The sequence below is a fragment of the Pedobacter sp. T50_32 genome (genome assembly GCF_057652195.1).
In genome coordinates this window covers 165341-184800 of record NZ_JBYFBY010000003.1, presented here as the reverse complement: position 1 = coordinate 184800, position 19460 = coordinate 165341, and the positions used below count along the sequence as shown (strand labels likewise).

Annotated in this window: 23 protein-coding genes; 6 read left to right on the top strand and 17 right to left on the bottom strand. The window is 36.6% G+C overall.

Going from position 1 to position 19460, the window contains the following annotated elements:
• Nucleotides 1-5: 5 nt before the first annotated feature.
• The 7 genes from AC23ME_RS11570 to trpS form a co-directional block, all read right to left on the bottom strand.
• Nucleotides 6-929 carry a transporter family protein gene (locus AC23ME_RS11570; RefSeq protein ID WP_487727929.1) on the bottom strand — a complete coding sequence of 308 codons (924 nt, stop codon included), beginning with the start codon at nt 927-929 and terminating at the stop codon, nt 6-8.
• The gene (locus tag AC23ME_RS11565; RefSeq protein WP_487727928.1) at nt 929-1975 is read right to left on the bottom strand and encodes a cytochrome-c peroxidase; all 1047 of its coding nucleotides are present in this window, start codon (nt 1973-1975) and stop codon (nt 929-931) included. The genes AC23ME_RS11570 and AC23ME_RS11565 overlap by 1 nt, the downstream gene beginning before the upstream one ends.
• 2 nt (nt 1976-1977) lie before the next feature.
• Complete coding sequence (locus AC23ME_RS11560) at nt 1978-2811, bottom strand: MbnP family protein (RefSeq protein WP_487727927.1); 834 nt, start codon at nt 2809-2811, stop codon at nt 1978-1980.
• Nucleotides 2812-3140: 329 nt separating this feature from the next.
• Nucleotides 3141-3518: a hypothetical protein gene (locus AC23ME_RS11555; protein WP_487727926.1), complete on the bottom strand. Its 378-nt coding sequence runs from the start codon at nt 3516-3518 to the stop codon at nt 3141-3143.
• Nucleotides 3519-3701: 183 nt separating this feature from the next.
• Nucleotides 3702-4238: a hypothetical protein gene (locus tag AC23ME_RS11550; RefSeq protein WP_487727925.1), complete on the bottom strand. Its 537-nt coding sequence runs from the start codon at nt 4236-4238 to the stop codon at nt 3702-3704.
• A gap of 96 nt (nt 4239-4334) precedes the next feature.
• Nucleotides 4335-4949 carry a deoxynucleoside kinase gene (locus AC23ME_RS11545; protein WP_487727924.1) on the bottom strand — a complete coding sequence of 205 codons (615 nt, stop codon included), beginning with the start codon at nt 4947-4949 and terminating at the stop codon, nt 4335-4337.
• 78 nt (nt 4950-5027) lie between these two features.
• A complete protein-coding gene (gene trpS / locus AC23ME_RS11540; RefSeq protein WP_487727923.1) occupies nt 5028-6026 on the bottom strand; it encodes a tryptophan--tRNA ligase in 999 nt (332 codons plus the stop codon).
• A gap of 267 nt (nt 6027-6293) precedes the next feature.
• On the opposite strand from trpS, the gene AC23ME_RS11535 reads away from it, so the two are divergent.
• The 5 genes from AC23ME_RS11535 to AC23ME_RS11515 all read left to right on the top strand — a co-directional run bounded on the left by AC23ME_RS11535 (nt 6294) and on the right by AC23ME_RS11515 (nt 9240).
• A complete protein-coding gene (locus AC23ME_RS11535; RefSeq protein ID WP_487727922.1) occupies nt 6294-7016 on the top strand; it encodes a lysophospholipid acyltransferase family protein in 723 nt (240 codons plus the stop codon).
• Between the two features lie 82 nt (nt 7017-7098).
• Nucleotides 7099-7389 carry an Asp-tRNA(Asn)/Glu-tRNA(Gln) amidotransferase subunit GatC gene (gene gatC / locus AC23ME_RS11530; RefSeq protein WP_487727921.1) on the top strand — a complete coding sequence of 97 codons (291 nt, stop codon included), beginning with the start codon at nt 7099-7101 and terminating at the stop codon, nt 7387-7389.
• Between the two features lie 167 nt (nt 7390-7556).
• A complete protein-coding gene (locus tag AC23ME_RS11525; RefSeq protein ID WP_487727920.1) occupies nt 7557-8315 on the top strand; it encodes an ABC transporter ATP-binding protein in 759 nt (252 codons plus the stop codon).
• 67 nt (nt 8316-8382) lie between these two features.
• Nucleotides 8383-8937 carry a cob(I)yrinic acid a,c-diamide adenosyltransferase gene (locus AC23ME_RS11520; RefSeq protein ID WP_487727919.1) on the top strand — a complete coding sequence of 185 codons (555 nt, stop codon included), beginning with the start codon at nt 8383-8385 and terminating at the stop codon, nt 8935-8937.
• An 81-nt stretch (nt 8938-9018) separates the two neighbouring features.
• On the top strand, nt 9019-9240 hold the full coding sequence (locus AC23ME_RS11515; RefSeq protein ID WP_097129232.1) for a DUF2795 domain-containing protein: 222 nt from the start codon (nt 9019-9021) through the stop codon (nt 9238-9240).
• Between the two features lie 44 nt (nt 9241-9284).
• Here AC23ME_RS11515 and AC23ME_RS11510 read toward each other — a convergent pair whose 3' ends face one another.
• Both AC23ME_RS11510 and queG read right to left on the bottom strand, forming a co-directional pair.
• Nucleotides 9285-10121, bottom strand: a complete 837-nt coding sequence (locus AC23ME_RS11510) for a hypothetical protein (RefSeq protein ID WP_487727918.1) — start codon at nt 10119-10121, stop codon at nt 9285-9287.
• Nucleotides 10118-11023, bottom strand: coding sequence for a tRNA epoxyqueuosine(34) reductase QueG (gene queG, locus AC23ME_RS11505; protein WP_487727917.1), 906 nt, complete (start codon nt 11021-11023; stop codon nt 10118-10120). Before queG ends, AC23ME_RS11510 begins: the two co-directional genes overlap by 4 nt.
• Nucleotides 11024-11163: 140 nt before the next feature.
• Here queG and AC23ME_RS11500 point away from each other — a divergent pair, with 140 nt between their 5' ends.
• Complete coding sequence (locus AC23ME_RS11500; protein ID WP_487727916.1) at nt 11164-11385, top strand: hypothetical protein; 222 nt, start codon at nt 11164-11166, stop codon at nt 11383-11385.
• A gap of 50 nt (nt 11386-11435) precedes the next feature.
• On the opposite strand, the gene AC23ME_RS11495 is transcribed toward AC23ME_RS11500, so the two are convergent.
• The 8 genes from AC23ME_RS11495 to AC23ME_RS11460 form a co-directional block, all read right to left on the bottom strand.
• Nucleotides 11436-12941, bottom strand: coding sequence for a GNAT family N-acetyltransferase (locus tag AC23ME_RS11495; protein ID WP_487727915.1), 1506 nt, complete (start codon nt 12939-12941; stop codon nt 11436-11438).
• A 409-nt stretch (nt 12942-13350) separates the two neighbouring features.
• Nucleotides 13351-14373, bottom strand: coding sequence for a Holliday junction branch migration DNA helicase RuvB (gene ruvB / locus AC23ME_RS11490; protein WP_487727914.1), 1023 nt, complete (start codon nt 14371-14373; stop codon nt 13351-13353).
• Between the two features lie 100 nt (nt 14374-14473).
• Nucleotides 14474-15376: a 3-hydroxyacyl-CoA dehydrogenase family protein gene (locus tag AC23ME_RS11485; RefSeq protein ID WP_487727913.1), complete on the bottom strand. Its 903-nt coding sequence runs from the start codon at nt 15374-15376 to the stop codon at nt 14474-14476.
• 227 nt (nt 15377-15603) lie between these two features.
• A complete protein-coding gene (locus AC23ME_RS11480) occupies nt 15604-16323 on the bottom strand; it encodes a hypothetical protein (protein WP_487727912.1) in 720 nt (239 codons plus the stop codon).
• Complete coding sequence (locus tag AC23ME_RS11475; RefSeq protein WP_487727911.1) at nt 16320-17741, bottom strand: phage/plasmid replication domain-containing protein; 1422 nt, start codon at nt 17739-17741, stop codon at nt 16320-16322. The genes AC23ME_RS11480 and AC23ME_RS11475 overlap by 4 nt, the downstream gene beginning before the upstream one ends.
• Before the next feature lie 462 nt (nt 17742-18203).
• The gene (locus AC23ME_RS11470) at nt 18204-18383 is read right to left on the bottom strand and encodes a hypothetical protein (protein ID WP_487727910.1); all 180 of its coding nucleotides are present in this window, start codon (nt 18381-18383) and stop codon (nt 18204-18206) included.
• Nucleotides 18384-18488: 105 nt separating this feature from the next.
• Nucleotides 18489-18980 carry a M15 family metallopeptidase gene (locus tag AC23ME_RS11465; RefSeq protein WP_487727909.1) on the bottom strand — a complete coding sequence of 164 codons (492 nt, stop codon included), beginning with the start codon at nt 18978-18980 and terminating at the stop codon, nt 18489-18491.
• Entirely contained in the window at nt 18980-19447 is a 468-nt protein-coding gene (locus AC23ME_RS11460; RefSeq protein WP_487727908.1) for a glycoside hydrolase family protein, read from the bottom strand. The genes AC23ME_RS11465 and AC23ME_RS11460 overlap by 1 nt, the downstream gene beginning before the upstream one ends.
• Between the last annotated feature and the right edge of the window lie 13 nt (nt 19448-19460).

The window sequence follows — 19460 nt, the reverse complement described above, 5'->3', positions numbered from 1 at the left end:
AAATTTTAAAATGGTACCGAAACATGCAACATTAAACGGTTACCAGCTTTTGCTCGTTTATTTGCCAGCTCTTGTGAAACAATAGTTTGATAATTGGCGCCAAATGAAAATTTGCTCATCGCTAATTCAAAACCGGTAACTAACGAAGCTGAATGACCGCCAGAAACCTCTACTTCGTATTTGTTATTTTCAATGTCTTTATTGGCGGTTTCGTACAAAATACCTGCATTTGGAGCAAATGTTAATTGGTGGAACAACCTGAATTTATAATACATCAGTGCATTGGTTGTTAGTTTGTTTCCGTAACGGTACTCGTATTTGTTAGCAGTATTAATTTTGTAATTGACGTTCAAGTTTACACCCAAATCGTTCAAACGTACATCGTAAGCTGCGTTAACCGTAAAATCTGTGCTGGCTGTACCTAATTGAAAATTGTTTGGACTTTCTGTTACCGCTAATCGTTCGCTTGGTTCGTATTTGCCGGTAGGCGCTTTAACACCTGCACCCAACCAAAGTGAGTGTACCAATAACTTACTTTTAAAGCTGGTGCTTTTAGTGAAAAGGTTGTAGTAACCCATCACGGCAATATCTCCCAATCCACTTTTTGAGCCAGAGCTAGCTTGCGAAGACCGCTCATTAAAGTTGTAAGGCACAAAAGCCAAAACTCTAAACTTTGTTCCGAAATTCCAACCGCCCCAAAGTTCTGCGCTTTGGTAAGTCTCATCAGTTGTTAGTGGCGTAACGTTTCCCTGTGGACCTAAATGCGTTTGCAATTGTTTATGCTGATACCTTAAACCAATGAAACGTTTATTGTATTCTGGCAAAATGCCGATGTAATAACTACCGACACCACAGCCACAAATATCACAAGCCAATAAGCTTAAAGGGCTGAATAAGAGTGCGAGTAAGATTATCTTTTTTAAATTCATTATTGTTCTGCTAAAAGTTTATTATTGATGAATTCTTCGTCGTTAAGTGTATTTAAAAAAGCCATCAACCTTGTTTTTTCATCGTTATTGATTGCAATTCCTCTCATGCCGTCCTTGTTTAATAAAGGGTCGAGGTTTTCTGTTGCCTGTACTTCATGCATGTAGTGTGTAAAAACAGCATCTAGCGTTAAAAATCTACCATCGTGCATAAAAGGCGCAGTATATTTGAGGTTACGCAACGATGGAACTTTGAATTTGTACTTGTCTGTAGCTAACAAAGTAGCTGTGTACAACCCTAAATCGTTGATAGGACTAGGAGCGAGGCCATTATTTCTAAAACCGTTATCTGTAAAAAGTGGCTCGGTATGGCAGCTAGCACATTTTTGCTTGAAGAGTTCGTAACCTTCCAGTTCGGTTGCAGTAAAGCTAGCATTGCCCTCTTTACGCATTACTTTATCATATTTAGAATTACTGCTCACACACATTAGTATAAATTGTGATAGTGCTTTCAAGAACTTTGCAGTAGTAATTTCCTCGGTGCCAAAAGCAGATTTAAACTTACTTTTGTATTTGTCCAGCGCTTTGAGCTTGTTCAATACATTCTCCAAACTTTCGTCCATTTCTTCGTGTGCGGTAATGGGAGAGATGGGGAACAAGTCTAAATCGTAGATACCGCCACCCCACATAAAAGCCTTGTTCCAAGCTAAATTCATAATTGGTGGAGAATTGCGAGTACCCAATCGGTCATCAATTCCGTGACTTACATCGTGTCCGTGTTGTGTAAACGCCGAAGATTGAATGTGACAAGAACCGCAAGTAATGGTGTTATCTCTAGATAACCTAGGCTCATAAAACAACATCCTTCCTAACTCGAAACCTTCTTTCGTAACTGGATTATTTGCAAAGTTGTAAACTGTTTCAGGAAAATTCTTGGGCTTTTGAAAGCCCAAGAATGTTTCTACTTTTTCTTGTATATCCTCACTTTTTTTACAGGCGTATGCAAAAACCACAATTATCAAAAGGTATTTGATATATCGTGTTTGCATGATTAATTTTCTGTATGGTCGTGAGTGAATAAATCTTTGAAATTTTTAGAAATGCTAGTTGAATATTCACTGAACATAACCGTAGGATGCGATTTGATACTGAAGCTATTAGTTCCGTTAAAGAACTTCATTAAATCAACAAATAAATGGATATTGCTTTGTCTGTCCTTCCTCACTTTGGCAATACCTGCATTGTTTAAATCGACAGTGATTGTTTTAATGTTGTTGATGGTTGGCGCACTGTAGCCACCAAATCCACCAATGTGATATCTGAACTGCTTTTTGCCTGTTGGGTCTCCTTGTTGGTCGTCGGTAATTACTTCAGAATTCCCCTCTAGTTTGAAGAAAATATAACCCGAATTCCAGCCCCAATACATTCCACCACCTGAATGACCGCCAGTTGCTGGGTCTAAAACACCAGTTCTTTTGTCTACAGACATCGTACTACGCAAACTATCTACGCCTATAACAAAGGTTAGTTTACTGTAATCGCCTTCGGGTACTCGTACTTTAGCAAAGCGAGTTGCTCTATCAGCACCTTTAATTAAGAAATATGAGCTGTCTTGAGGAACGGTAAATTGTTTTCCTGCTGTGGTTGTCACTTGAATATTGCTAATGAAATACTGTGCCATACTGATGGTAAATTTCTCTCCGGCTGCATTAGTGTAAGGAACAGTTGTATTGTTAAGAGCGAATGTTCTTCCGCCAACAATATTATCGAACTCTACAGATAATGAAGCTAAGTTTTGTTCGTCATAATCAGGTGTTGTGCTGTCTTTTTTGCAGGCAGTAAATAGGATAGAAGTTATAGTGATGATAGTTAAAATCTTTTTCATTTTTAATGGTGAATTGTGCCATAGAAAAGCATTAACACATTGTCAGGCCGAGCCTGTCGAAGCCCTTATAAAATGCATTTCGACAAGCTCAATGTGACACCGTTAGTGCTTACTGGGCGTGTTAAATAAGAAAGTTTGGGTGGCTGGCTCTGCGTCATTGCGAAGCACGAAGCAATCTTAAACCAATAGGCAAAACTCAAATTTAGAGATATTGGTTTACTTCATAGCCGCTTCGAGGTCGTGCCCCGCAATGACGTAAAAGAAAAATTTAGATATAACGCTTCATCCCAATAACTTGGAACAATGTTATTAAGCCACCAAGAAATTAACTAAGCTTGTTTGGGAGGGTGGAAAATCACACTGGTTTTACCTACAGGCTTTTGCTGTAAGTAGTTGGGGATTGTAGTTTCTACCTCAGTTTCGAAGGTTTTGAAAACCCATGAGGCTCTTAATGGAGCTACCGTTTCAATTACACGTTTCATGTGCTCTTGCTCGTGTTTGTTCTTTTGCTCGAGCTCTTTCAGTTTGATGTCCAAGAAACATTTACCTTCGCAATGACGCTCTGGCTTGTCTTTGTTGGTACACAAAACCGATGAAATGTATGATTTGTTAAAATGGTAGGAGGTAGAAATAATCCAATAGTTAAAGCAATTGGCTAAAATGCCAACCAACAATAACCCTGCGACTAATTTTCTACAGATTTTCATTGCTGCAAAGGTAGGCAACAACGATGGTTATTCAAAGGAATTATAATTAAAAGACGAGTTAATAATAACTGAAATTACCCGCTGATTTCGCAGATTGAACCGCAGATTTTTGCCTAGTGTGTTTATCAGTAAAAATCGGTAGGAAATAAATACAGTTAAGTGATTTAAACAGTTAACCAACAACTAACAGCACTTATAGTAAACCTTCACTTTCTGTTCCTTTGCAGACCAAGCAATGTAAACGTTATGGTCTTTTCCCAAACGATAATCAAACCCATTTAAACCACTTTTTTTAAGTTCCTCATAAAAAGCTTTGTCAGGAACATTTTTATCAGGTTGTTCATCCGCAGTAACCGCTGGCTCTAGAAAATGGTGTTCTTCAAAAAAATAAGCAATTTCTTCTTTTAGGAATTTGATTTTGTCATTTTCCTTTTTCATATCCGCAGTTGCGATATAATTCTTTAAAAGCTCGCTGGTTTTAATTTCCTGCTTGTAAATTTCCTTGCCCTCGAAAGATTTGATGGTAAACAACAATTGCATGTCTTTACTATCCTTTCCAATTAAAGCTACCTTAAACGTATCTAGTTTTGAAATATCAGAAAATGCAAAGGTTGTCGTTTTTTGTAAGTCTTCGGCATTGCCAAGACTTTTTTCTGTTTTAGAATTGCAGGCGTATATTAAGCCAATAATTAATAATGCAGGAATAACAGCTTTCTTCATTACTTAGATTTTATAGCATTAATATAAGATATTCTTTGTTCAATAGTAGAAATCTACAAAACAAAGAATATCATTTGGATTAAAATGGTTTGAATACTAAAACAAACCGTTTATTTCTGCTTCAATAGATTGGATTACTGTTCCTAAATCTTCTGGATTATGTGTAAAATCTAATCTGTCTTTATCTAGAATTAACAGTTTTCCTAGTTTATAGTTTTTAATCCACGCTTCGTATTTCTCATTTAATTTAGATAAATAATCGATACGGATACTCGCTTCATATTCTCTACCACGACGTTGGATATTGTTCACCAAAGTGGGCACAGAAGCTTTCAGGTAAATCAACAAATCTGGTGGTTTAATAAAAGATGTAATATTATCAAATATGGCTTTGTAGTTATCATGATCGCGACTGGTCATTAAACCCATTTCGTGCAGGTTTTCGGCAAAAATATGCGCATCCTCATAAATGGTACGATCTTGTATTACATTGCGCTGTTTATTCTCGATATCTACAATCTGCTGAAAACGGCTATTTAAAAAATAGATTTGTAGGTTAAAGCTCCAACGCTTCATGTCACTATAAAAATCCTCTAAATAAGGATTGTTATCTACAGCTTCGTAAAGTGCTTCCCATCCGTAATTTTTGGCTAACAAGCCAGTTAATGTTGTTTTTCCAGCACCTATGTTGCCTACTACTGCTATATGCATATTTGTATTGAGTATTACGTTTTGCGCAGGGCGATGAGCGTAGAAACGCCAAACGCCTTACGCTTGTCACAATATTAATTAAAAACTTTTGAAACCTATTAACTCACGTACTTCTTTAATTGTCTTCTGAGCACTTTCTCTTGCTTTTTCTGCACCTAAACGGGCAACTTTTTGCAAATAGGCAGAGTCGTTAGCAATGTCATTAATCCTATCTCTAACAGGGTCCGTAGCGATAATCATATCCTCCGCTAATTGTTTTTTAAAATCGCCGTAACGGATGGCCATTTTGTTGTACAAATCGTCAAAGTGATTTAAGGTATCTGCTGGAGAAACAATCTTCATCAAATCAAATAGGTTTTGAATTGCTTCTGGTTTCTCTTGATTTTCTGCTGTTGGTCCGCTATCTGTAACTGCTCTAGAAACTTTCTTACGGATAGCTTCTGGCGTGTCAGAAAGGTAAACACAATTAGCATCGCCTTCCGATTTACCCATTTTTCCTTTGCCATCTAAACCTGGTACTTTCACTAATTTTTCGGTATAACTGAAGGCATAAGGCTCTGGGAAATATTCTTGGTTGTACAAACGATTGAAACGATTTCCAAAAGTACGAGCCATTTCTAAGTGTTGCTCCTGATCTTTACCTACTGGTACTTTGGTTGCTTTATGAATTAAAATATCAGCACTCATTAGCACTGGATAAGTTAATAGACCAGCATTTACGTTATCGGGGCTAGCACGAACTTTATCTTTAAATGAGGTAGCCCTTTCTAATTCACCCAAATAGGCGTTCATATTTAAATACAGATACAATTCAGCAATTTCTGGAACATCAGACTGTACGTAAATGGTACTTTCTTCCGGATTTAAACCGCAAGCTAAATAATCTACCAATACATTTTTAATATTACCGTGTAAATTTTCTGGCGTTGGATGTGTTGTTAGCGAGTGCCAATCTGCAATGAAAAAGTAGCAATTATACTCTTCTTGCATTTTGATGAAGTTTTTTACCGCACCATAATAATTACCTAAATGTAATTTTCCTGTGGATCTAATTCCGCTAACAACTGTTTCTTTCATAATGGCCGAAATTAAGTAAAAAACTGAAAACTGTGAAGAATGTTGAAAGTTGGAATTTTAAATTATCCCTACTTGACAAATGTAAGGTTGAGAACTGGATGTGGTTTGCACTGCTTTGAGTGAAATAAACCTGATAGGAGCGAACACGCATCCCGATTTTATCGGGAGAAGTAAAGCGGATAGCAGGACGTATTCGCCCACGGAGTGCACAATTTGGTTTTCAAAAAAATATTTGTGCTTTCTGCTAAAATTGTATTTTTGATTACGATGATTAAACTGCTCCGTAAGCTACATTGGGCAATCTGCCTGTTATTTCTACTTCTATTTTTTGTGTTGTTTTTACCATTTTATTATTGGTTTACGCGTCATCCAAGATATTATGGTATCTTAAATAAATTTAGAACCGTACATTCGTTCCTAGCATCGGCGCTTTCTGGTATCTTTTTCAATTTCAAGTTTGAAAAAAGACTAGATAAGAACCAAAATTATATTTTTTGCGCTAATCACACTTCCAATTTTGATATCATCATTTTTTGCATTTTGGCTAGGGGAAGGTATCATTTTATGGGCAAGGAGGAACTGAGCAAAAACCCAATATTGGGTATTTTCTTTAAGACTATTGATATTGCAGTATCTCGTGAAAGCAAAATTTCGTCGTTTAGGGCATTTAAAAAAGCTGCTGAAAATCTGGAAAATGGAATGAGCTTAATTATTTTTCCTGAGGGAAAGATAGACGACGCCTACCCACCAGTACTACAAGATTTTAAGTCTGGGCCGTTTCGGTTAGCCATTGAAAAAAACATTCCAATTGTGCCTGTTAGCATTGTAAACTTGTGGAAAGTAATGTGGGATGACGGCGCAAAACATGGCACCAGACCTGGTATTGTAGATGTTTATGTGCATGAACCAATTTTAACCAGTATCTTAGCTGTTGAAAATGATGAGGTTTTAAAGAACGAGGTTTACAAACGCATTAATAGCAAGTTGTAGATTTTGGTTAATTGTATGAATTGTATAATTGGTTAATTGACAGTTTAAATCTAAAATCGTAATTCGTAAATCTAAATTAGAAATGATAATAGATAAAAATACAGTTTATAAAGTAGCTGATTTAGCTAGACTTGAAATAAAGGATAACGAAGTTGATAACCTAACGCAGGAAATGAACAAGATTTTAACCTTTATGGAGAAACTTAATGAACTAGATACAGAAGGAGTAAAGCCCTTAGTTTATATGAACGAAGAAGCAAATATTTGGCGTGAGGACATCGCAAAAAACGAAATTAGCGTAGCTGATGGGTTAAAAAACTCTGCTGTACATAATGAAAGTTTTTTCTTGGTACCGAAAATTATAGAGAAATAGTTTATAGTTAACAGCTATCAGTTTCCAATCTACAGTTAGCTGTTTACAGTTTATAATAGGTAATTAACCGATTAAACAATTAATCAGTTAAGCAAGCCATAGAGACACAATCTCGAATTAGTTTGTAACATTGGGATAAAGGTCATCGTCTAAAAACAAAAAAAGTAATGTCGAAAGAACTCATAACTATTAAAGATATTGGCCGTAAGTACGTGATAGGTACCGAGGTGATCCATGCGCTAAAATCAGTAAGTTTAACCATTAATGAGGGCGAATTTGTGGCTTTAATGGGACCCTCGGGTTCTGGAAAATCTACGTTGATGAATATTTTGGGGTGCTTAGATACACCTACAAAAGGAGATTATATCCTCAACGGCATTAACGTTAGCCACATGACAGATAATGAGTTAGCTGAAGTTCGTAATAAAGAAATTGGATTCGTATTTCAAACATTTAATCTTTTACCAAGATCTACGTCTTTAGATAATGTGGCCTTGCCATTAATTTATGCGGGTGCTGGTAAGAAAGAACGCGATACTAGGGCACAGCAAGCATTAGAAAATGTAGGTTTGGGCAATAGGGTACATCATAAACCGAATGAGTTATCTGGTGGTCAGCGTCAACGTGTGGCTGTGGCTAGGGCGTTAATTAACAATCCATCTATCATATTGGCCGATGAGCCAACTGGTAACTTAGATACTAAAACTTCCGTAGAAATTATGGGTTTGCTGGAGGAAATACACAGCAAAGGAAATACAATTATTTTAGTAACTCACGAAGAAGACATTGCACAACACGCTCATCGTATTGTGCGAATGCGAGATGGTTTGATAGAAAAAGATTACCTTAACGACGATGTGAAGTCTGTTTCGCCTCGTTTAGAAGCCATTCGCGAAAGCGGTAACGACTTTGAAAATATCAATTAATCCCTAAATCCCTTAAAGGGAACTTGGGCATCCATCATTATAAATTCCCCTTTTGGGGGCTAGGGGTATGAAGATTTACACCAAAACTGGAGACAAAGGACTTACTTCTTTAATTGGAGGTACAAGGGTTGCTAAACACCATATTCGTATAGAAAGTTATGGAACGGTAGATGAGCTGAATTCGTACATCGGACTAATTGCTTGCCAAGAAATTGATCCGCACCACAAAGTTATTTTGAAAGAAATTCAAGATAGATTGTTCACTATTGGCTCGTCTTTAGCTGCCGACCCTGAAAAGTCGAAGATGAAAATTCCAGATCTATTAGAAGAAGACATTACTTTGCTAGAAACTGAGATAGATCAAATGAACGAAGTTTTGCCAGAACTGAAACATTTTATCTTACCTGGCGGAAATACGGTGGTATCTTATTGCCATTTAGCCAGATGTGTATGTCGGCGAGCGGAGCGACTGACCGTGGCATTAGCCGAAAGCAGTTTTGTTGACACTAAAGTTACCGTCTATTTGAATAGATTAAGTGATTATTTGTTCATTTTAGGGCGAAAATTAGGTAATGACACCAACACTGAGGAGAATATTTGGATACCTCGCGTGAATAGTTGAAAAAAATATTTGCATAGCTCGTTTTTTTTTATCTGCTTTGCGAAAATAGAATAATTGACGAATTAATAATTGTTTAAAGATATGTATTGGACCTTAGAATTAGCATCACATTTAGAAGACGCCCCATGGCCTGCAACTAAAGATGAATTAATAGACTACGCTATCCGTTCTGGAGCGCCTGTAGAAGTAATTGAAAATCTTCAAGCTTTAGAAGATGATGGTGAGCCTTATGAAACTATCGAAGAAATTTGGCCAGATTATCCTACAAAGGATGATTTCTTCTTTAACGAAGACGAATATTAACGAATTAAAGTCCCGAAAAACTCGGGGCTTTTTTTTATAATGCTTTATTTGATTGGATATTTCGGGGTTGAAATTATCCCTTCATCGCTTAGTAGCTGATGTAGTGTTGGATGTTTCAATACATCAGCCAATTTCACTTTCTTGCCATTCAAAATTGCATTTTCGCTTACTAAGCGTACGCCATGGCTATAATCTGTCCAAGTGTTGGTATGCTTATTGTAAACTGGCTGTATCGCTTTACCATCTAGTTTATGCCAACCATAAATAACCACTCTAGGTGTTGGCTGTCCATAGATTTTATTTGAAATAATGATATCCTTCTTATTCCCAGCCGTTAAATAAGATTGCAAATGCTGATCCTTAAAATTAGCCAGCTGCTTTGAAACAATATGATGATGTGCAATGAAAACTGGTACTGTCGTCATTGCTTTAGTAGGGGGAATAGGTTGTGGTTCTAACTTGATCTTCGCTTGCTTGTAAATTTCATCAACCATCAATTTCGTTGGCAACATCGTCTTGGTCAAATTTGCTATCCGTTGCGCTAGCATAGGCGTAGTTGGGATGTAAAAGTAATCTTCATCACTTCCAATGGCTAAATAGTCTGGCGCTACGTACATCCTTAATTGATAAGTTACACCATCAATTACCTTTTCCACATCTATAACACTATATTTTCTTTGATAAGATGGGAGGTTACCTTTCTTCACTTCAGCAAATATCAGCGCTTCTCTAGCTGTAAGCGATAAACTTGTGTCGCTGATGGATCTGGCAAATTCGCTTCCACTTGCAGCGCCTTTACTACGTTTCTTCAATTTAGGTTCTTGTCCAAACACTAAAAGATTAACCAACAAAAGCAAGACTACTGTGAAAGATTGTTTCATGGCTGCTGCAAAAAATCGATGTTACGTTTCAATCCAGTAAATTTAGTGCGCTTCACTGGCGAATTCTTGAATACTTTCTTAAAAACTTCGTCCGTCATATCTACAAGCTCACTTTTGGTTAAACCTAGTAAATTTTCTTTCGGCACAAAATTCTCTTCTCTATGCTCAGTCGCAAACCTATTCCACGGACAAACGTCTTGACAAATATCACAGCCGAACATCCAATCATCCATTTTGCCTTTAAACTCTGTAGGAATTTCGTTTTTAAGCTCAATCGTGAGGTAAGAAATACATCTGCTGCCATCAACGGTGTAAGGCGCCACGATGGCATCGGTAGGGCAGGCATCAATACAACGTGTACAAGAACCACAATGATCGGTAGGAAAAGGATTATCGTACTCCAATTCTAAATCGATAATCAGCTCTGCTAAGAAAAAGAATGAACCAGCTTGTTTGCTAATTAAATTTGAGTTTTTCCCTCGCCAACCCAAACCAGCTTTTTGCGCCCAGGCTTTATCCATTACTGGTGCAGAATCTACAAAACATCTACCATCAACTTCACCAATGTTTTCTCTAATAAAAGCCATCAAATTCTGCATTTTTTCTTTAATTACCGAATGATAATCTGTTCCGTATGCATATTTAGATATTTTAGGCGCATTTAAATCTACCTGTTTCTCTTCGGTGTAATAATTAAGTGTTAGCGAAACTATCGATTTAGCACCTTCTACTAATAGTCTTGGATCTAAGCGTTTATCGAAATAGTTTTCCATATATCCCATTTCGCCGTGATGATTTTTCTTTAACCAAGTTTCTAAACGGGGCGCTTCATCTTCCAAAAAATCTGCCTTAGCAATACCACAGCTCATGAAACCCAAACGGAGGGCTTCCTGCTTAATCATCTGACTATATTTTGCGGATTGGCTAAACATTGATTTTGCAAAGATAGCTATTTGGCTAAAAACCTTTTATCTTCTTTGATTGTTTAAATGATGACAGCAAAGGTTGCTGAGAACTACTACTAAATTTAAATCTCGATATTATGGAAAATCAATCGGAAAATATAGAAGAGCAAAACAAACATACTACAGCTGATGTAGAAACAGACTACGAAGCACATCAGGATAATCCGAAACCGGCACCAACGGTAAACGAACCTGATAATAAAGGCGCTGGACAAGCCATGAAATGGATTATTCCAATCGTTGTGGTAGTCTTGTTAGTTGTTTGGTTTATCTTCTTCAGAAATAATGTAACACAATAGGTTTAGGATCTTGTAGAACCAACAATCTATTATTTTGAGTGTAAAGCTGCTTATTTAAGCAGCTTTACTTCATATAAATCTTTCCTTCTATCTTTCAATATCTTCACGGTTCCAAAATGGTGAAGTTCATCTAAAAGATGTAGATCAACATCAACTACTAACATCATTTCTGTATTTGGTGTAGTTTCTGCCTTAATGGCGTTTGTAGGAAAAGCAAAGTCTGATGGCGTAAATACTGCCGACTGCGCAAACTGAATATCCATGTTGTTTACCTTAGGCAAGTTGCCCACGCAACCTGCAATAGCCACGTAACATTCGTTTTCTATAGCTCTTGCCTGTGCACAGTGCCTTACCCTTGTATAACCATTCTGTGTATCAGTTAAAAATGGCACAAACAATATCTGCATACCCTGGTCGGCGTAGATTCTACTTAGCTCCGGAAACTCTACATCATAGCAAATCAGAATTCCGATTTTACCGCAATCCGTGTCAAATACACCAATTTTATCACCACCGCTCATGCCATAATACTTTTTCTCATTAGGTGTGATGTGAATTTTACGATAATCTTCCGTTAACCCATTTCTATGACATAAATAAGTAGCATTATATAATTTACCGTTCTCTTTTACCGGCATACTACCCGCTATGATATTTACATTATATGATACCGCGTACTCCTGAAGTCTCTGCACAATTTCCTCTGTTTTATCAGCCAACTTCTTCATTGCCTCTTGCTCCGGCAAATGGTTGTAAGGCTGTAGGAGCGGAGTATTAAAGAACTCAGGGAACATGATAAAATCAGATTTGTAGCCACTTACTGCATCTACAAAAAATTCTACCTGTTCAAAAAAAGCATCCATATCTGGAAACAAACGCATTTGCCATTGCACCAAACCCAACCTAATCGTTTGCGCAGAACGAGGCGACACATTATCGTGGTAGTAAATGTTATTCCACTCAATCAAGGTGGCATATTCCTTGGATTCTACATCGCCAGGCAAATAGTTTTTCAGCACCTTACGTACGTGAAAATCGTTTGAAATCTGGAAACTAAGCGTTGGGTCGTAAATTTCTTTTGTTCTAACTTTATCAATATACTGCCTCGGACTTAATTTGTCAGCATATTCGTGATAGCCCGGAATTCGACCACCAGCAATGATGCTTTCCAAATTCAACAGCTCGCAAAGTTCTTTTCTAGCTTCGTACAAACGTCTCGCTAATCTCAGTCCTCTGTATTCTGGATGCACAAAAATCTCAATTCCGTATAGTACATTTCCTTGCGGTGTGTGGGTAGAGAAACTGTATTTACCAGTAATCTTTTCATAAGTGTGTGTATCACCAAATAAATCGTAGTCTACAATAATAGAAAGCGAGCAAGCAACCACTTTGCCATCTACAGCAATACATAATTGCCCTTCAGGAAAAATCCTTAATAAATCCCCAATTTTTGCCCTGCTCCAAATGCCATTGCCACTATCCAAGTAAGCTTGCTGCATTGATTCTCTAAGGTCGTTGTAATCTTCGATGGTGAGTTTACGTAATTCTATATTCATATTTAAAGAACAAAGAACCAAACTGATTGTTTAGTTCTGTTTATGATAGGATTAACAAATCGTACTTCTAAAAAGAGTAACTGTTAAGAGATTTCATTCTTTTAGAAAATCAATAATAGCGATTTTTTTTTTGTGGTAGTCCCGCTTTCCGCTATAGTCCCGATGAAAAATCGGGAGCTGCCGCTTCCAATCGGGTTTAATTAACGCAGGTTTTTGCAAACTAGTCGGGATTTTTTGCAGTGCTGTATGTTCTCTAAACGGGATAGCAGTGGAAAGCCCACAGTGTAGCGCAGCGAAACGAGGACTTTTAACGGATAGCCCGGCTATCGTAAAATTGGAAACGAGGTATGGCTTTTCTAGGAAATATAATCAGATCTATCGCTGCGCTCTGAATGATAAATAGGATATACTAAAACAATTTTCCTGTTTGTCCTAATTTCACTCTGTTCAAATGCTTGTATGCGGCCTCTGTAACCTCGCGGCCACGAGCGGTACGCATCAAATAACCTTCCTGAATTAAGAACGGTTCATAAACCTCCTCAATAGTACCATCATCTTCGCCAACAGCTGTAGCAATAGTTTTTAAGCCTACTGGTCCACCTTTAAATTTATCGATAATAGCCAGTAAAATCTTATTATCCATTTCATCTAAACCGTGTTCATCTACGTTTAGAGCAGACAAAGCATAACGGGCTATTTCAGTGTCGATATTTCCATTGCCTTTAATTTGGGCAAAATCGCGGGTTCTACGCAATAAAGCATTTGCGATACGAGGTGTTCCACGGCTACGACGGGCAATTTCATAAGCACCTTCGTCACTAATTGGCGTATTTAATATGGCTGATGAACGCAAAACTATGGTAGTTAATAATTTAGCATCATAGTACTGCAAACGAGAATTGATACCAAAACGAGCCCTTAATGGTGCGGTTAGCAAACCAGATCGGGTAGTTGCGCCAACCAACGTAAACGGATTTAATCCAATTTGCACTGAACGAGCGTTTGGACCGCTTTCCAGCATGATATCAATCTTGAAATCTTCCATGGCAGAATACAAATATTCTTCTACCAAAGGCGATAAACGATGAATTTCATCGATAAAAAGGATATCGCCACTTTCTAAATTAGTCAAGAGACCAGCTAAATCGCCAGGTTTATCTAATACCGGACCAGAAGTAACTTTGATATTTACGCCCATTTCATTAGCAATGATATGCGAAAGGGTGGTTTTTCCTAATCCCGGAGGACCGTGTAAAAGCACATGGTCTAAAGCTTCGCCACGTAGTTTGGCTGCTTTCACGAAAATCCTTAAATTTTCTAGAATTTTATCCTGACCAGCAAAGTCTTCAAACTCTTGTGGACGTAATACTTTTTCAATATCACGCTCTATTGGGCTAAGATTTTCTGAAGAAGGATCAAGGTTTTCGTTCATAAGGCAAATATAGGAAAAAGTACGTTTTATGCGTCATTGCGAGGTACGAAGCAATCTTAGAGCTAAATAGATGCTTCGTACCTCGCAATGATGATTTTGGTTAGTTTTGTGTAAACCTGGTAAACTTCTCTGCAACCTTAGCATCTTTTACGCCATTACTATAGTCGTAGAAACCTTCGCCAGATTTAACGCCTTTTTTACCAGCGGCAACCATGTTTACCAAGAGAGGGCAGGGGGCATACTTCGGATTTCCAAAGCCTTGGTACAACACATTCAAAATAGCTAAACAAACGTCTAAACCGATAAAATCTGCCAATTGTAACGGTCCCATTGGATGTGCCATGCCCAATTTCATTACGGTATCTATCTCATAAACACCGGCAACACCTTCATAAAGCGAGTAAATTGCCTCGTTAATCATCGGCATTAATATGCGGTTGGCCACAAAACCTGGGTAATCATTCACTTCAACAGGAACTTTATCTAATTTCTTAGACAACTCCATAACTATATTTGTAGTTATATCGCTAGTCGCATATCCACGGATAACTTCCACCAATTTCATAATTGGCACTGGATTCATAAAATGCATGCCAATAACTTTATCACCACGATTGGTAACTGCAGCAATTTTAGTGATAGAAATAGAAGATGTGTTGCTTGCTAAAATGGCATCTGCCTTGGCGTAAGCATCTAGGTCCTTAAAAATCTGAAGCTTTAGTTCGACGTTTTCTGTAGCAGCTTCAACAACTAAATCTACATCAGCAACTGCAGATTTTAAATCTGTATGTGTGCTTAAATTTTTTAGCGTATTTTCTTTATCACTTTCGGTAATTGTTCCTTTAGCAACCTGACGATCTAAATTCTTTGTAATTGTATCTATAGCTTTTTGTAAAGCATCAGCATTGATATCTATTAAATTTACAGCGTAACCAAATTGTGCAAAGGTATGAGCAATGCCATTACCCATAGTTCCGGAACCTATAACAGCGATATTCTTCATTTTTATATTTTGAGTTAGAAATTAGGCTAATTTAACAATTTCAATGATATTTCTATTTGTCATATAATTTACATTATGTTAAGTTGTAACTCCCACTAAAAGGGCTAACACTAAGCCCTTTTTAAATTTTTACCGCCTACGGTCTAATTTCCCCTATGGTGTATTATGGGTACACGTGACCGAAACGCATGCGCTAATGTAGTTTTTTTTTTTTAGAAGTGCAAATTTTATTTTTGCTTATTCCAAGTGCACGATATACCATCGTTAGACGTATAAATAAAACTACCTGTAGAAGAATTGTACTGTATGCTAGCCGATTTATCAGACTTAGAATAGGTGCTTTCTCCTGTTGCTGTGTATAAAATATTGTTACCGTTTACACTCTGTGATATAGATTTATTTAAGTTATTAAATGTAAGCATAAATTGAATGTTACCACAAGTACTAGTATAATTTCCATTTATAACCGCATCCGTTATTTGAACTTTAAAATCTTTTAGCGAACGAAGCTCCTTATTAGATTTATACTGTAGTTTTGGCTGCACTCCCTTATCTACTTTAAACTCCTTTTCCGCAGAAATTGAAGTTGATTTTTGAAAACGGAAAAGTACACCGTCCTGTGTAACTAGTTCGCTCTGCTTACCTACTAAGTTAGCATTATCACCGAACATACCGTTACCATTTCTAACCGAAACCTGCGCAAAATACTTATCTAAAGGATTAACGATACCGTTATTTAACAAAACGTTGTTATAATACAAATCGTAATCATTTTTGTTAATAGCCTTAACAGACAGTAGATATAAGTCTTTGTTCTTTTGTTCCTCTATCTTCTCTAACTTGTATGTTACTACCACGTTATTTTCATTAAAAATAGTATCTGTTTTTTGAGAAAATGCGCTAAAGGTAATCAACGCAAAAGAGAACACTAATAGTAATTTTTTCATTTTAAAGTAAGGTTAAATTTATTTCCAAATATATAACGATATTCCAAATAATCAACAGGCGGTGCAGGTATTGTATGATTATTATTGTACATATTGATACCCAGCCTATTCAGTTCGGCTTTTAGCCTAAAAAACGTACTTTTTGGTAAGTATTTTTTAAGGTTCTCAATGTCCATGTACTGGCTCAACATTGCACTAATCAACAGCCTATTAACCTCCTTTTGTTCCTTTTGATTGCTCTTAGAGGAAAACCTGTTCTTAAGTTCTACGGTCTTATTGTGGTCATTTATCTTCTGAATTACATCGTAAGGTGTCATAGGGATATTCAACTGATAATCCTTTACCTTTTGCCAAAAGCGATTGTACATCATTTCGAAAAGCTGGAAATTAAAAGTACCCTTTAGATAATCAACGTAAACGTTTAAATCCTTATTTGGCTTATCCCATTCGGTAGCTAGATGAAATTTAACGTTAGTCCTGTTAAATTTATCTATAACCTTACTCGCCACCCTATTATCATAGATTAGCATCCTTTCAAATACACTACTGTAAATACTCTTATTATCACCATCCTTAGAGAAAATGAACTGTTTTAATAGATAATTCATATAACTACCTCTAAAAGTCATTTCATATCGTAATATCCTATCGGCTTCGTGCTGTAACTTCTTAATACTTGCTACTTTGTACTGCTTTTTCTGCATATCTGCAAAGCGTTCGTCAGAAATTCCCGAAAGATTAAGCGCATGTAAATTTTCTTGGTTCTTTTTAAGCATTTCCTTTCTGTCATTCTGCTCGAATTCCGTACCCTTATGGTATATCTTAAAGCTGTAACGCCTAGTTACATAAAATAAAGATGTTTCGTAAGTACGGTAGTTATTTTTACTACTTCTTGCGTATTTGACCGCCAATTGTTTTTGGCTATCCAAATACGCCAAAGCCTGTTTTTTATCTACAAAGAACTGATTATAGCATAAATCAAGACGTACTATTTCAATATCCTCATATGACGGGGAAGTATTGAGATAACGGAAGAATTTAGAAAAGAAAGTATGTATTAAATTGAAAATAGCAGATGCAGATTGATCATAATAAGGTATGTACTGTAAAATATTAGTACCCCATTCAAATTTAGGTATAGATACATTAAAGTCTATTCTATCTGCAACCTCATTAACCACATAAGATACACTATAATGGCTAGAGGGAATATTAAAACTATCACGCCTAATAAAAGGAAGAATGTTATCACTATCGTGAAAAAGGTTAACCCTAATCGTATCCCCTTGCAAAGTTTCAAGAGTACTGCGAGATACTTCGGCTGTTGTCTGCCCTGTTTTACCTGTTGTCGAAAGCTGATGTCTGATTGTTGCATTTTTGGAAAGATTTGTGATACGAAAGTGTATTGTGTCTAACATCGTAGTAAATTCTTTGTAATGACATTTCATAGTGATGCCCTAATGACCAACCGAGAGCCTTAGATGGAGTGTCAAGCAAAGGATAACCAATACTTAAACACCCCAAGCACAACCATATACTGGTTTTATCCGTTACCGAATTACCCCTATACAAGGGAACCCGCCTTATGTCAAGGTTACATATAAAACACTTCATTAGTGTTTATATATGAATGTAAAACGCTTACCTAAACAATGATGAAGAGCTATATAAAGAATACCTAAAGCTCTAAACCTAAAAAGCCTTGTTTTTTCAATCTGATACGGATTGTCATTGTAGTAAATATTTACCCTGTACATGATTTTCGTTTTAAGAAGTTAATAGGAAATTTTCTAATTTGTTTGTTACGCTGCATAACATCTACGCAGCGCTTATCGAAAAGATTGTATTGATAGATAATCGGGCTTTTCTCTTTTTTTTTTTTAGCCGTTCGCATAATCTTCCTGCATTTCAATTACAGCTTCCTTAAAAGCTAAAAGAAGTCCGATTAACACAACGACTAAAATAGAAGTAATGCTAATCCTATGGTTATCAGCGTCAACAATTTTGTTACCTAAATCAGTAGCAGTAGACTGTAAGTCATTTAATTTTTCTGCAGCCATAAAATAAAAGTTAATAGCCCTAAGGGCGTTTCTTAAAGAGAAAGTAAAGAAGAAAAGTTAATGGTAATAAAAGGATAGCCCAATTAAAAGGCTCGGAGCTATCCTCTACTTCTTTTTTGCGGTTAAAGCCTTAGACTTGACTTGAAAATGCATGTAATCATAATTCCTTTCACGCCCTAAGCTTTCCCAACCATGCCTGTAAAAGATGTCAATCATAGTTTTGTATTCAGGGCGTCCGAAACGTGCGGTTTTGCTCGTTTCGTGGTTTAAATTACGTTCGGGGTCTAAATCGATAGCAATGCCCCAACTATGTAAAGAAAGAGCTTTACTATTGTTGGTATTTGTCCGATAATTAAAACAACCTCCGTACTTATCAATTCCCAATTCCTGTATTTTAGCTAAACCGTAAGCTGCTAAAATATCCTTAAAGATATTTATCAAAGATTGTGCAACGTCTTTATGACAAGCTATTGAGGTTAACTGTTTTTTTGAGTAAACGTCTTTTAATGGAAATGGTAAATTGATATTGAATAAATACGGATAACCGTTTTTAGACGGCATACCGTATTGTAACTGCGCTTCATTTGCCGATAACATTATACTTTAATTTTATCAATATGTTGAAGTTTTCCCGTAGTAGCTAGCAGAGCATCAACTTTACGGGCTTTTAAGTTATAACTATTAGAAGGTAAAGACGTGAGCATACTGGCAATTTCAAATACCCCGTAACCTAAGTTAACAGCCCTTAAAATAGCCTGTATAGATTTATTGCTAGGGTTGTATTGGTAAATAGTACTTACCAAGGCATCATACAAATTTTGAGGTATTCGAACTTTTAAGGTGCTATCTATAACCTTAGTTTTATTCCTAACATTAATTACAAGTAATTGGTCTGCATAAGCTTGGGTAATAGTCTTAATATTAGTACCGTACAAAGGACTAGTTTTATCAATATAGTGCCCCCATCCTATTGTATCGTAAGCTTCACCTTTTAGCCTGTAACGAGTTAATTTGCATTTCTCCCTATTCTTAATAGCTTGAATAGCGTTATTACTAGGTTGCATGATTAATCAATTA